Genomic DNA, 12,985 nt, shown 5'->3' on the forward strand with positions numbered 1-12,985 from the left:
GGGCTCATTAACCGCGTCGTCCGCGAAGTCGGGCCGATGAGCCCCGACGCTCCCGCCTTTCCCCTCGCCACCGCCGCCGTCATGCCGCTGCGCAAGGCGGCGGAAGGCACCGGCTCCGGAGACTTTTCGCCCCTGTGGGCAGGTCAGGCGGCGGCCTTGGGGGCGGCGATGCCCGCTCAGGATCTGACGCGCAGGCTCGCCGAGGAGGCACGGACCCTGCTCGGCGGGTAGCAGGACCGGTCGGCACAGCCTCCTGCTAGATCGCCATCAGGAACGGCCGATCTTCTCCAGATCGTAGGCGGTGGTCTGATAGACTTGGTTGATCCAGTTGCCGAAGAGCAAGTGGGCGTGCGAGCGCCAGCGGTTGAGCGGCCTGCGGCTTGGATCGTCGTCAGGATAATAGTCATGCGGCACCTGCATCGGTACGCCGGCGGCGATATCCCTGTCGTACTCCTCCTTGAGCGAGGTGGAGTCGTATTCGATGTGGTTGAACATATAGAGGCGGTTGCCGATCGCTTCCGTGACCAGGCAGGGCCCGGTCCTGTCCGATTCCATCAGCACCTCCAGGCCCGAATCGGGCGGAATGTCGGCGGTACGGACTTCGGTCCAGCGGGAGACGGGGATGGCGAAATCGTCGGAGAAGCCGGCGAGGTAGGGCGAGGCCGGCGCGTGGTTGCGGTGACGAAAGACACCGAACGCCTTCTTCTCAAGGGTGTGTTTCGGAATGCGGTGGAAATGCCAGGCAGCTGCCATCGCCCCCCAGCAGATGAAGAAGGAAGAATGCACGTTGGTGGTTGTCCAATCGAAGATGCGCGTCAACTCCTCCCAATAGGTGACGTCCTCGAAGGGCAGAAGTTCGACCGGCGCACCGGTGACGATGAAACCGTCGAACTTGCGCGCCGCCACTTCCTCCCAGGTCTGGTAGAAGGTGATGAGGTGGTCCTCGGGCGTGTTTTTGGCTCTGTGATTGCCGATGCGCACCAGCGTCAGCTCCACCTGAAGGGGGCTGGCCCCGATCAGGCGGGCGAACTGCGCTTCGGTGCGGATCTTGTTGGGCATCAGGTTCAAGAGCCCGATCTGCAAGGGGCGGATGTCCTGGCGCAACGCCGTCTGCTCGTCCATGACGGCCACGCCCTCGCGCGCAAGCACGTCGCGGGCGGGAAGCTGGTCGGGGATTTTGATCGGCATTGGCGCAGGCTCCAAAAACAAAAAAGACCGGCAGCGAAATCGCGGCCGGTCTCAGCGGATTTTACATCGCTCGGCCTTTTAGCGACTTGTTTTACGTGGCTGCAAGCCGACCGGCCAAATCACCACGAGCAGACGTTCTTTTAAGACGGGGGGCCCTTTGCGTCAATGGAAGACATGAGCTAAAGCAGGCGGCCTCGACTCTATGGGACCCATTCCGATGCATTCGTCCAACCGTCCGCAGCCCAAGCCCGGCATCATGGACATCGCCGCCTATGTTCCCGGCCGCGAAAGCGCGCCCGGCGCGGCCAAGGTATGGAAACTCTCCTCCAACGAGACACCGCTCGGTCCCTCGCCGGCCGCTCTCGAGGCGGTCCAGGCGGCAAGCGGCCATCTGGAAGCCTACCCCGACGGGGCCGCCGCCGGGCTGCGTGAGGCCATTGCAGAGGTGCACGGCCTCAACTCGGGCAACATCCTGTGCGCCAACGGCTCAGACGAGCTTCTGGGTCTCCTCGCCCAGACCTATCTGAAGCCGGGCGACGAAGGGATCTTCACCGAGCACGGCTTTCTCGTCTACCGGATCCAGATCCTGGCGGCCGGCGCCACGCCTGTGGTGGTGAAGGAGAAGGACGAGCGCGCCGACGTCGACGCGATCCTCGCGGCGGTGACCGAGCGCACGAGGATCGTCTTCCTCGCCAATCCCAACAATCCCACCGGCACCTACCTGCCTGTCGAGGAAGTCCGGCGCCTGCATGCGGGGCTACCGGGGCACGTGCTTCTCGTGCTTGACGCGGCCTATGCGGAATATGTGCGCCGCAACGACTACGAAGCGGGCATCGAATTGGTGTCGTCCTTCGAAAACGTGGTGATGACGCGCACCTTCTCGAAGATCTACGGCCTGGCCGGCCTGCGCATCGGCTGGATGTATGCGCCGGCGCATGTGGTCGACGCGGTGAACCGGGTGCGCGGCCCCTTCAACGTGAATGCGCTGGCCATCGCCGCCGGCGCGGCCGCCATCCGCGACCGCGCCCATGTGGAGCGTGCCGCCGCCCACAACGAGGCGTGGCGGGCCTGGCTCAACGAAGAGCTGACGAAGCTCGGGCTGCGCGTCACCCCCAGCATCGGCAATTTCCTCCTCGTCCACTTTCCGCAAAACGGCGGCAAGACGGCCGAGGATGCCGATGCCTTCCTGGTCGCGCGCGGCTTCGTTCTGCGCCGGGTCACCGCCTACGGCTTTCCGAACGCGCTGCGTATGTCCGTCGGCACGGAGGAGGCCAATCGCGGCGTCGTGGCCGCGCTTTCAAAATTCCTGAACGGTTGAGACTGTGACCGAACCTCTCTTTGCCAAAATCGCCCTGATCGGCATCGGCCTCATCGGCTCCTCGCTTGCCCGCGTCATCCGCCGCGAGGGCCTGGCGGAGCGGATCGCCATCGCCACCCGAAGCGCCGAAACACTCGCCCGGGCGGAGGCGCTCGGCCTCGGCGACGAATATCATCTCGAAGCAGCCGAGGCGGTGCGCGACGCCGATCTCGTCATCGTCTCGGTGCCCGTCGGCGCGTCGGGCAAGGTGGCCGCCGAGATCGCCGCCGACCTGAAGTCCGGCGCCATCGTCACCGACGTCGGCTCCACGAAGAGCTCCGTCATGCGGCAGATGGCGCCGCATATGCCGGAAGGCGTGCATTTCATCCCCGGCCATCCGATCGCTGGCACGGAGCATTCCGGCCCAGATGCGGGCTTCGCCGAGCTTTTCGAGGAGCGCTGGTGCATTCTCACGCCGCTTCCGGATACGGATGAAAAGGCGCTGGCGAAGCTTACACGCTTCTGGGAACGCTGCGGTTCGCTGGTCGACACCATGGACCCGGAGCACCACGACATGGTGCTGGCCATTGTCTCGCACCTGCCGCACATCATCGCCTACAACATCGTCGGCACGGCAGACGATCTCGAGACGGTGACGAAATCCGAGGTCATCAAATACTCCGCCTCCGGCTTCCGCGACTTCACCCGCCTCGCCGCCTCCGACCCGACCATGTGGCGCGACGTATGCCTGCACAACCGCGAAGCCATTCTGGAGATGCTGGCCCGCTTCTCCGAGGATCTTTCGTCCCTGCAACGGGCGATCCGCTGGGGCGACGGCGACAAGCTGTTCGATCTGTTCACCCGCACGCGCGCCATCCGCCGCTCCATCATCGAAGCGGGTCAGGAAGTGGACGTGCCCGATTTCGGCCGCCACGTGCTCGCACACCCGCCGAAAGCGGAGAAGGCCTGACGCAAGGCCGTGGAAACGCGGATACCGGGTTTCCGGCCGCGATCCGTAGCGCGAACGGTCAGAGCGGCGGAATCCTGCCGAGCGGGATGAATCCGGCAAAGACCCGCCCGCGCGCAATTCTGATCTGCAGCGGCGTATCGCCGAGACCGGAGAAGGCCGCGGCCGCCGTCATGATGTTCTGGCGCTCCTCGGGAAACGCTTCGGCAAGGATCCGCCCCACCGCGGCCGGCTCTTCCACCCGAACGGAGAGTTCGGCATCGATGAGCCCGTCCGCTCCCACGGAGACGGGGCCGGAAACGGAAAGTTCCGCCGCCTCACCCGTAACCCCGACGATCAGCTGCTGAATGGTTCCCGATCGGCCGCGCGGATCGAATGTGTGCTCGGCAAGCAGGGTGACACCGTTGTCCACCGTCAGGCGCGCGCGGCCTTCCAGAGCCGGCAGGCCGGGAACGAGGCTCGCGCCAAGACGAAGGCCGCTGAATGCCGCCGCCAGATCCAGATCGGCCTCCGCCTGGCGCGCGTGCAGCTGCACGTCGTCGGCCGTAGCGAGCGGTGCGCCGTCGCCGTCACGCGCAGAAAGGGCGAGTTGCCGTATCTCCAGGGAGACCCGTTCCGGCAGCGGCCGGGCCAGTCTGACGCTTGCGCGCAGGTTCTCCCACTCGGCTTCCAGCGCTTCACCGACGGGCAACAGGACGGTGGCCGGCCCGTCGAGCTCGCCCACGGTGCGGAACGGCTGGTAGACCTGCGCGGCGGAACGGAAGGCGCCGGCGCGGAAGGAAACACCGGTTCGCGCGTTCTCGTAGAAGACGCTGCGGCAGAACAGACCGATGCGGAAGGGGTAGCCACGCGCCTCGGGTTCTTCGCAATGGGCGCGGACACCGCCGCCGTTCAGGGCCGCAAGGGTGGCCTCCGCCCTCTCCTCCAGCGCGCGGGCGAGATAAAACCACAGCCCGGTATAGGCCAGGGCCGCCACGACGATGGCCACCGCCAGCCACAGGATGCGGCGGCCGGAACGCGATTCCGACAGCATGCTTGACGCCATCACCATCCTCCAGCTACCCCGAATCATCTTCTGCCCGAGGGGCGCATGCACAAGTCAGGTGGAAATGGACGATTTTTGGGTCTTTGGCTATGGCTCGCTGATGTGGCGCCCCGGTTTTGCCCATACTGAAACACAAAAAGCCCGCCTTTTCGGTTATCGGCGCGCGCTGTGCGTACACTCGCACGTCCACCGCGGCACGCCCGACAGGCCGGGCCTCGTGCTCGGGCTCGACCGCGGCGGCTCCTGCCTCGGCCTCGCCTTCCGTGTCCCCGGCGAGTTGGCGGCGGAAGTAACAGCCTATCTGCGCGAGCGCGAACTGGTCACCCATGTCTATCTGGAACGGCGGTTGCCCGTTCGCCTGCGGGATGGAGCGGAGATCGAGGCGCTCACCTATGTGGTCGACCGCCGCCACCCGCAATATGCCGGCCGCCTCGACGCGGAGCACGCCGCGCAAAGGGTCTCCGGCGCCATCGGCCAGTCGGGACGCAACGAGGAATACGTCCTCAACACGGTCGAGCATTTGAAGGCACTCGGTATCCACGACCATTGGCTGGAGACGGTGGCGGCCAGGATCGGCGCTTAGTTCAGTTCACCGTTTCACGGAAACGGTGAACTGAACTAACCATTTGATTCCACGCAATTCCGGACGGAAAACCGGCTTCCACTTCTCCTGGAATTGCTCCTAGGCAAAATCAGCCCTTCGCCGCGTGGCTTTCCGCCTTGGATCGGATTTCGGCCAGCCGCTTTCGGGCCGTGTCGGGCAACGGCGGCGGGTTCGGGCCTTCCGCCGCCTCGACGAGCAGTGCGTCGCAGGCAGCCTCCGTCTCGCGAATCAGGCGCTCCTGGAATTCCTCTCGCGAAAGGCCCGGCTCGATCGGCGGCAGGAAGCGGGCGTGAATGGTGCCGGGATAGCGCCGGAACCTGCGCCGCGGCCAGTAGAGTCCCGCCACATGGGCGATCGGCACCACCGGCACCTCGAGCTGAGCGTATAGCTCGACGATGCCGTATTTGTAGGCCGGTTCGGCGCCGGGCGGGCGGCGCGTGCCCTCGGGATAGATTATGAGTTGCCGGTTCTCGCTCATGCGTTCGCCGGCCAGCTTCACCGCCTGCCGCAGCGCCTTCGAGCGGCTGCCGCGGTCGATGGGAATCATCCGCATCTTGGCGACGTACCACCCGAAGAAGGGGATCCAGACCAGCTCGCGCTTGAGGATGTAGAGCGCGTCGGGGATGAAGGGCAGGAAGGCGATGGTGTCCCAGAACGACTGGTGCTTGGGCGCAACGATGCACGGCCCCTCGGGTATGTTCTCCAGCCCGGATATTTTCACCCTGGCACCCACCAGCACGCGGTGCAGCCACAGGCTGGAGGCCGCCCACACCTTGGGCACGAACCAAGCCTTCTTGCGCGGAAGCAGGAAATAGACAGGTGTCCAGAAGATCATCTGGACGATCAGGTTCAGATAGAACGCGGTGTTGAATGCGAGGGAGCGAACAAGCAGCATAGAAGAGTTCCGGGTCGAAGGCGCGGGCCGCGCCCTTTCCGGCCCGTGGTTACCTCAACGGCAGCCCTTGGCAAAGACCGCATGCGGTCTATTTGCTCGCGATCGAACCCGGGATGTCGCCGACTGGTGACGTCGGCTCGCCCAAGCCCGTTAAATGCCCGCGTATGACGGCGGCGATGTATTTCAGATATTCGGTGAACAGGACGCGCAGGGCATCGAGGTTGGTCATCCATGTGCCATCCGTCAGGGGCGTGTTGACCACCGGATAAGGCTGCAGGTCGGCCGCTGGCAGGATGCGCCGCATCTCCAGGAGGCTGCGCGGCATGTGATAGTTGTTCGTCACCACGATGATGCTGCCGTAGGTGTTGGCGCTTGCCCATTTGGCGCTTTCCTCGGCATTGCCGATGGTGTTCAGCGCCGCCCGGTCGATATCGACGCAGCAGTCGAACAGGACGGGATCGCCACCGGTCGCAACGCGCAGATCGTCGACCCTGGCGATCGGGTTGACGCCGCTGATGAGCAGCCGCTTGCCCTTGCCGGCCTTCAGAAGGTCTAGTCCGGTATCAATGCGCGACTGGCCGCCCGTCAACACAACGATCCCGTCGGCCGGATGCAGTTCCCGCGGGACATCGAGGCCTGCCACATGCTCGACGAAGGCGACGAAGCCGATAATGAAAGCCGCAAGTGCGAGGGCCGGGACGGCCACTGCAAGGCGCAGCACCAGCGTGCGCCGCCGGCGCTGCGTGCAATCCCCGGCCGGCCTGTCCGCGATGTCGCTCATGAAACCCATGGTTATCGCTTAAATGCGGCGACGAACAGGCCGCCGGAGCAGATCGGTGCAAAAAGAATTACATCGCGACACGGAGCGTGAATGTGCGCCACGGCCGGTCCAATCAGGTATCGATCTGCTTGAGATGCCCGATCGCGGTAATATGCGAGGTCGCCGCCGTGAGAGCTGCGATGAGGAGCACGACGACCCCCACCCCCGCATAACCGGAAGCGCCGATCGCGAAATTGCCGAACAGAGCGGCGGTCTGGTCGCCCTCGGGCGTGGCCATGTTGCGCGAGGACCACCAGGAAAAAAGGAGGAAGACCATAACGGCGGCCGCGCCCCCGGCGGCCGCGCCGCGCGTACCCGCCAGAAGGAAGTGCCTGCGGAACTCGCGCGCGACGAAGGATGCCTCCGCGCCGACGAAGTGCAGAACCTCGATCACATGGCCGTTGCCCGACATGGCGCCGCGGGTGGCGAAGATCACCGTCAGTGCCGTGGCCGAGAGCATGAGCACCAGGACCGCCATGCCGATCGTGACGGTGGTTCGCGCCATGGCAACAAGCCGGTCGACCCAGGTCCGGTGGTCGTCGAGAACCGCGCTCGGTACCGCCGCCGCCAGCTCCGCGCGCATGGCTGCGAAATCGGGCCGCTCCACCGGATCGATGGCGACGATGATCAGCCTCGGTACCGGGAGTTCCTCAATATCGAGGCCGGCGCCCAGCCACGGCTCCAGAAGGCGCGCCGTTGCCTGACGGTCGACGATCTCAGCGCTGCGCACGCCGGCATGACCGGCGGCGATACCGCGCGCCCTGCTCAGCGCCTCCTCCATGTCGAGCCCCTCGGCGGGCTTGATCTGAATCGTGGCTTCGCGAGCGATCTGCGTCTGCCAGGTGGCGGCAGTGTCGCGCACCAGCGTCACCGCCCCCAACGTCAGGCAGGAAAGGAAGGTCATGATGGCGATGACCAGCACCATGGCGCGGTTGGCGATGCTGTCCGGCGGCACGATGGGCGTCTGCTTGCGCGCCAGCCGTCTGGCAGCCTGCCGCTTCATCTGCTCGCTGAGCTTCGCCTTTGCAGTGCCGGCGAGGGTACCGGCCTGTTTGGTGGCTTTCGCGTGCGGGCTAGTCATAGATGGTCAGCCTCCCGCCCGACAGGACCATGCGACGCGCATCGACCTGCTCCATCAGGCCGATGTCGTGGGTGGCGATCACCACGGCCGTCCCCATGCGGTTGAGTTCGATGAGCAGGCGAAGCAGGCGACGGGCAAGCTGCGGGTCCACGTTGCCGGTCGGCTCGTCGGCAAGCAGGATGCGCGGCTGCTCCACGAGCGCCCGGGCGATCGCCACGCGCTGCTTCTCACCACCCGACAGGACCGGCGGCAGCACATGCATGCGGTCGCCGAGCCCGACCCACTTCAGAAGCTCGACGACATCGGCCCGGTAGCTCGCCTCCTCCCGCCCGCGCACACGCAGGGGAAGGGCGACGTTCTCATAGGTGGTCAGATGATCGAGAAGCCGGAAATCCTGGAAGACGACGCCGATGCGCCGGCGCATCAGCGGCAATTCCTGCCTGGTGACGCGCGAACGGTCCTTGCCGAAGATCGTGATGAGGCCGCGCGTCGGCTTGAGCGCCATGAACAGGAGGCGCAGGAGCGTCGTCTTGCCGGTGCCGGACGGTCCGCTCAGGAACTGGAAGGACCGCTCCGGCAGATGGAACGAGACGTCGCGGAGCACTTCCGGGCCCATTCCGTATCTGAGACCAACATTCTCGAAACGAATCACCTGGATCGACCCTGCGTGTCATGCATGAAGCGGATGATCGCCACGCGCGCCCTGCCGCACCCTCGAACTGCAGGCGTTATGGTTAACGGCCGGTTAAGACGGCCGCCGAATGCCGTGTGGCGAAGCATTAACCATTATGCTTTACCGCCGATAAGGCGTCGGCGAAAGAACGGTTCTGCCCGGATGGTCGAAAAACCGATCTACGCGCCCCTTTCGGGCGATCTGCTCCCGCGGAAGTACCGCGGAGCCGAAGGTGCCGTGCGCGAAACACCGCGCCTATCTGACGACGCCGAGACCATCGATGCAGACTACGTGGCACTGTCTGGCGTCCCGGAGCGCGCGCCGTCGGCCGGTCGTTTTTTCCCCGCGCCCGCCCCCGCTCCGGCGGGGCTGGAAATACTGCGCGGCGTCGCCAGGCCTGCGGCTCAGGGAAGGAGTGGACCGTGGGCGCTCGCGGTCGCCGCCGTCCTGGCGGCCTTCTGGTTCTCCGGCGGGCATACCCTCGTCGAAAGGACGGGAAGACCGATGGCGGAAGGCACCGCACTCGGCATCGTCAATCTTGAAAGCCGCATCGAGCCCGCTGCCGGGGGAGACCTTCTGATCATCGAGGGCGAGGCGGTGAACGATGGCAGGACAGCCGGCCCGCTGCCGGATCTGGCCATCAACATATTGGGTGCAGACGGACGCATTACGCACTATTTTCTGGGGACAAACGGTGCGGCGCTCTCCGTCGGCGAACGCCTCACCTTCTCCAGCCGGTTGGCCGTGCCTAAGGATGGGGTGAGGTCCGTCTCGGTGACGTTCAGGGAGTAGTTCACGTCATGCCCGTGGTCCGCGGCAAGGAAATCGAGGTCCTGTTTTCGGCCTCGACGATCGCACAGCGCAATCTCGAGCTCGCCAAGCAGGTCGCCGCGCGCGACTACCGCGACCTCCTGGTGGTTTCCGTCCTGAAGGGCTCATTCATCTTCGCCGCCGATCTCATTCGCGCCATGCACGACGCCGGCATTTCGCCGGAGGTGGAGTTCATCATGATCTCCAGCTACGGCGCCGGCACGACGAGCGGCGAGATCAAGGTGCTGCGCGACATCGACAACGACGTGAAGGGCCGCGATATCCTTTTGATCGACGACATTCTGGAATCGGGCCGAACGCTGAAATTTGCCCGCGACCTGATGCTCTCCCGAGGCGCCAATTCCGTCTCCATCGCGGTATTGCTCGACAAGCGCGCGCGACGCAAGGCGAGCCTGGAAGCGGACTTCGTCGGCTTCGAATGCCCGGACTATTTCGTCGTCGGCTACGGCATGGATGTGGGACACGCCTTCCGCGAATTGCCCTTCGTCGGTGTGGTGAAGGGCGATGCTTGAAGCGCAGCATCCAGCCGATTTGTTCAGCGAACCGTAAGAAATGATCGCGAGAATAGAGCCATGGCAAAGCTCCTGATCGTCGAGGACGACCTGTCCGTCCGCTCCTTCACCGCCCGCGCCCTGAGCGCCGCCGGCCACTCGGTCGAAACGGCCGAGGACGGCATGGAAGGGCTTCAAAAGATCGAAGACGCCGCAGGCGGATACGATCTCGTGCTGTCCGACATCCGCATGCCCGCCATGGACGGCATCGAGATGGCCCGCGCCGCGGCCAACACCTTTCCGGCCCTGCGCCTTCTGCTGATGACCGGCTTCGCCGACCAGCGCGAGCGTGCGGCCGAACTGGAAGGCACGGTCAAGGGCGTGGTGAACAAGCCTTTCACGCTCGCCGAGATCAGGCAGCGCGTGGGCGAGGCCCTGGCGGCGTAATCGGTTTATTCTCAAACAACAAAAAGGCGCGGCCGTCGCCGGCCGCGCCACACGTCATACGCCTGGAGCCGATGGTCAGAAATCCATGCCGGCGCCCGCGGGCATGGCGGGCTGGCTCTCCTTCTTCGGCCGTTCGGCGACCATCGCCTCGGTGGTGATCAGGAGGCCGGCGACGGAGGCGGCATCCTGGAGCGCAGTGCGCACCACCTTCAGGGGATCGATGACACCCATGGCAAACATGTCGCCATATTCGCCCGTCTGCGCGTTCCAGCCATGGCCGAAGTCCGGTTTCTCGCGCAGCTTGCCGACGATGATGGAGCCTTCGGCACCGGCGTTCTCGGCGATCTGGCGTACCGGCGCCTCGATGGCGCGGCGCACGATGTTGACGCCCACTTTCTGGTCGTTGTTATCGACCTCGACTTGGTCGAGCGTACCCACCGCGCGCAGGAGGGCGACACCGCCGCCCGGCAAAAGCCCCTCCTCCACCGCGGCGCGGGTGGCGTGCATGGCGTCGTCCACGCGGTCCTTGCGCTCTTTCACCTCGACCTCAGTCGAGCCACCGACGCGGATGACGGCGACGCCGCCTGCCAGCTTGGCCAGCCGCTCCTGCAGCTTCTCGCGGTCATAGTCGGAAGTGGTCTCCTCGATCTGCGCCTTGATCTGGTTGATGCGGCCCTGGATCTCGTCCTTGGAGCCGGCGCCGTCGACGATCGTGGTGTTTTCCTTGTCGATCACCACCTTCTTTGCGCGGCCCAGCATTTCAAGCGTGACGTTCTCCAGCTTGATGCCGAGGTCCTCGGAGATGGCGGTTCCGCCGGTCAGGACGGCGATGTCCTGCAGCATGGCCTTGCGGCGGTCGCCGAAGCCCGGCGCCTTCACCGCGGCAACCTTCAGGCCGCCACGCAGCTTGTTGACCACCAGCGTCGCGAGCGCCTCGCCCTCCACGTCCTCGGCGATGATGAGCAGCGGCTTGGAGGATTGGACGACGCTTTCCAGAACCGGCAGCATCGCCTGCAGGTTGGACAGCTTCTTCTCGTGGATCAGGATATAGGGCTCCTCGAGCTCCACGCGCATCTTGTCCTGGTCGGTAATGAAATAGGGGGAGAGATAGCCGCGGTCGAACTGCATGCCCTCGACCACCTCGAGCTCGGTCTCGGCGGTCTTGGCTTCCTCGACCGTAATCACGCCCTCGTTACCCACCTTCTCCATCGCCTGGGCGAGGAAGCGGCCGATCTCCCGGTCGCCATTGGCGGAAATCGTGCCGACCTGGGCGATTTCGTCGTTCTTGGTCACCTGGCGGGCGTTCTTCCTCAATTCCGCCACCACGGCGTCGACGGCCTTGTCAATCCCGCGCTTGAGGTCCATCGGATTCATGCCCGAGGCGACCGCCTTGGCACCCTCCCTGACGATGTGCTGAGCCAGCACCGTCGCCGTCGTGGTGCCGTCGCCGGCCGTGTCGCTGGTCTTGGACGCCACCTCCCGCACCATCTGTGCGCCCATGTTCTCGAACTTGTCCTCGAGCTCGATCTCCTTGGCGACGGTCACGCCGTCCTTGGTGATGCGCGGCGCCCCGAAGGACTTGTCGAGCACGACGTTGCGGCCCTTGGGGCCGAGCGTGACCTTCACCGCATTGGCGAGAATATCGACGCCCCTGAGCATGCGCTCGCGTGCGTCCGAATGAAACTTCACGTCTTTGGCAGCCATTTCAATACTCCTCGATTAGGCAGCATAAACGACTTCTGGAAAGGCCCTCGTCAGGCGGCCTTCTTTGCCGAGGCGTTCGCCTCGAGAACGCCGAGCACATCGCTCTCCTTCATGATCAGGAGATCCTCGCCCTCGAGGCGAATCTCCGTACCCGACCACTTGCCGAAGAGGATGCGGTCACCCGCCTTCACCTCCAGCGGCAAGAGCTCGCCGTTTTCGGCACGTGCGCCCGGCCCCACGGCCAGCACCTCGCCTTCCTGCGGCTTCTCCTTCGCGGTATCGGGAATGATGACTCCTCCGGCGGTTTTTTCCTCCGCTTCGATGCGGCGGACAAGCAAGCGGTCATGCAAAGGACGGAACTTCATGTCTTCCTCCTGGGACGGTCTGTGAAGCACCTCCCGCGCCGGTCCTTCCGGCGCGGTACGCGGCCCGTCGCGGCGCCGCGCGCGGATGATTTGGGCGTGCCGAATCCCGTGTTCAAGTAGCGGGATGTGAAAATTTAGCACTCTTCCCTTGAGAGTGCTAAAACATTTCTCCGAGAGCAGCTTTCTGCTTGCAAGCGCGCTGGTTCCGTCCACCGCTTCAGGGAAGCGGCGGACTGCTCCAACCAATTGATTCCATGCAAATTCCGGACGGAAGACCGGCTTCCACCTTCCTGGAATTGCTTATACGATCCGGGAAAGCCGGCACCCCTTCGCCGACGTGCCGAGCGCGATCTGTATCGACCTCGAGCGGCAGCTTCACTGCATATCCAGCAGGCGCTCCAGATATTCGCGCTCGAGCTCCGGGCTCAGCGCGTCGCCCAGCCGGCGGCGGATCGCTTCCAGAATCTCGCGCGCCCGCTGTGTGTCGATCTCGTCGGGGACATCCACGGAATCGCCGAAATCCGGTCCCGTCGTCGCCCGCGGCCGGCCGAGCGGGTCACGGCCCGTCCGGCCGTCG

General features: G+C 65.1%; 15 protein-coding genes, 1 pseudogene and 1 riboswitch. Of the genes and pseudogenes, 7 read left to right on the forward strand and 9 right to left on the reverse strand.

Annotated elements, in window-relative coordinates:
• Positions 1-231 (forward strand): annotated as a pseudogene (locus tag ACFP9U_RS18690) (2-nitropropane dioxygenase); the annotation flags it as partial.
• Between the two features lie 36 nt (positions 232-267).
• Here ACFP9U_RS18690 and metA read toward each other — a convergent pair.
• Positions 268-1,188 carry a homoserine O-acetyltransferase MetA gene (metA, locus tag ACFP9U_RS18695; RefSeq protein ID WP_378623777.1) on the reverse strand — a complete coding sequence of 307 codons (921 nt, stop codon included), beginning with the start codon at positions 1,186-1,188 and terminating at the stop codon, positions 268-270.
• Positions 1,189-1,246: 58 nt separating this feature from the next.
• A riboswitch (SAM riboswitch) is annotated at positions 1,247-1,324 on the reverse strand.
• Positions 1,325-1,405: 81 nt separating this feature from the next.
• On the opposite strand from metA, the gene hisC reads away from it, so the two are divergent.
• Both hisC and ACFP9U_RS18705 read left to right on the forward strand, forming a co-directional pair.
• Positions 1,406-2,506, forward strand: coding sequence for a histidinol-phosphate transaminase (gene hisC / locus ACFP9U_RS18700; protein ID WP_378623778.1), 1,101 nt, complete (start codon positions 1,406-1,408; stop codon positions 2,504-2,506).
• Between the two features lie 4 nt (positions 2,507-2,510).
• A complete protein-coding gene (locus ACFP9U_RS18705) occupies positions 2,511-3,455 on the forward strand; it encodes a prephenate/arogenate dehydrogenase family protein (RefSeq protein ID WP_378623780.1) in 945 nt (314 codons plus the stop codon).
• 58 nt (positions 3,456-3,513) lie between these two features.
• Here the strand turns inward: ACFP9U_RS18705 and ACFP9U_RS18710 are convergent, their stop codons facing one another.
• A complete protein-coding gene (locus tag ACFP9U_RS18710) occupies positions 3,514-4,497 on the reverse strand; it encodes a DUF2125 domain-containing protein (protein WP_378623781.1) in 984 nt (327 codons plus the stop codon).
• Between the two features lie 64 nt (positions 4,498-4,561).
• Here ACFP9U_RS18710 and ACFP9U_RS18715 point away from each other — a divergent pair, with 64 nt between their 5' ends.
• Positions 4,562-5,080: a gamma-glutamylcyclotransferase gene (locus tag ACFP9U_RS18715; RefSeq protein ID WP_322452960.1), complete on the forward strand. Its 519-nt coding sequence runs from the start codon at positions 4,562-4,564 to the stop codon at positions 5,078-5,080.
• 109 nt (positions 5,081-5,189) lie between these two features.
• On the opposite strand, the gene ACFP9U_RS18720 is transcribed toward ACFP9U_RS18715, so the two are convergent.
• The 4 genes from ACFP9U_RS18720 to ftsE all read right to left on the reverse strand — a co-directional run bounded on the left by ACFP9U_RS18720 (position 5,190) and on the right by ftsE (position 8,549).
• Positions 5,190-5,996 (reverse strand): lysophospholipid acyltransferase family protein, encoded by an 807-nt coding sequence (locus tag ACFP9U_RS18720; protein ID WP_378623783.1) that lies wholly within the window; start codon positions 5,994-5,996, stop codon positions 5,190-5,192.
• Positions 5,997-6,084: 88 nt separating this feature from the next.
• A complete protein-coding gene (locus tag ACFP9U_RS18725) occupies positions 6,085-6,777 on the reverse strand; it encodes a YdcF family protein (RefSeq protein WP_378623784.1) in 693 nt (230 codons plus the stop codon).
• Positions 6,778-6,889: 112 nt separating this feature from the next.
• Positions 6,890-7,819, reverse strand: a complete 930-nt coding sequence (locus tag ACFP9U_RS18730; protein ID WP_378623798.1) for a cell division protein FtsX — start codon at positions 7,817-7,819, stop codon at positions 6,890-6,892.
• Between the two features lie 70 nt (positions 7,820-7,889).
• Positions 7,890-8,549, reverse strand: coding sequence for a cell division ATP-binding protein FtsE (gene ftsE / locus ACFP9U_RS18735; RefSeq protein WP_378623786.1), 660 nt, complete (start codon positions 8,547-8,549; stop codon positions 7,890-7,892).
• Positions 8,550-8,732: 183 nt separating this feature from the next.
• On the opposite strand from ftsE, the gene ACFP9U_RS18740 reads away from it, so the two are divergent.
• Genes ACFP9U_RS18740 through ACFP9U_RS18750 form a run of 3 tightly spaced genes read left to right on the forward strand, consistent with a single transcriptional unit; the run spans position 8,733 to position 10,339 of the window.
• Entirely contained in the window at positions 8,733-9,362 is a 630-nt protein-coding gene (locus ACFP9U_RS18740; RefSeq protein WP_378623787.1) for a hypothetical protein, read from the forward strand.
• 8 nt (positions 9,363-9,370) lie between these two features.
• On the forward strand, positions 9,371-9,913 hold the full coding sequence (gene hpt / locus ACFP9U_RS18745) for a hypoxanthine phosphoribosyltransferase (protein ID WP_378623789.1): 543 nt from the start codon (positions 9,371-9,373) through the stop codon (positions 9,911-9,913).
• A 60-nt stretch (positions 9,914-9,973) separates the two neighbouring features.
• Positions 9,974-10,339 carry a response regulator gene (locus tag ACFP9U_RS18750; RefSeq protein ID WP_378623791.1) on the forward strand — a complete coding sequence of 122 codons (366 nt, stop codon included), beginning with the start codon at positions 9,974-9,976 and terminating at the stop codon, positions 10,337-10,339.
• A 75-nt stretch (positions 10,340-10,414) separates the two neighbouring features.
• On the opposite strand, the gene groL is transcribed toward ACFP9U_RS18750, so the two are convergent.
• The 3 genes from groL to ACFP9U_RS18765 all read right to left on the reverse strand — a co-directional run.
• Positions 10,415-12,043 (reverse strand): chaperonin GroEL, encoded by a 1,629-nt coding sequence (gene groL / locus ACFP9U_RS18755; RefSeq protein ID WP_378623793.1) that lies wholly within the window; start codon positions 12,041-12,043, stop codon positions 10,415-10,417.
• Positions 12,044-12,093: 50 nt separating this feature from the next.
• Positions 12,094-12,408 (reverse strand): co-chaperone GroES, encoded by a 315-nt coding sequence (gene groES, locus ACFP9U_RS18760; protein ID WP_378623795.1) that lies wholly within the window; start codon positions 12,406-12,408, stop codon positions 12,094-12,096.
• Positions 12,409-12,783: 375 nt separating this feature from the next.
• The coding region (locus ACFP9U_RS18765; protein WP_378623797.1) for a DUF4175 family protein at positions 12,784-12,985 on the reverse strand (202 nt) is incomplete at its 5' end.

Source organism: Nitratireductor sp. GCM10026969 (genome assembly GCF_042660605.1).
Lineage (GTDB): Bacteria > Pseudomonadota > Alphaproteobacteria > Rhizobiales > Rhizobiaceae > Chelativorans.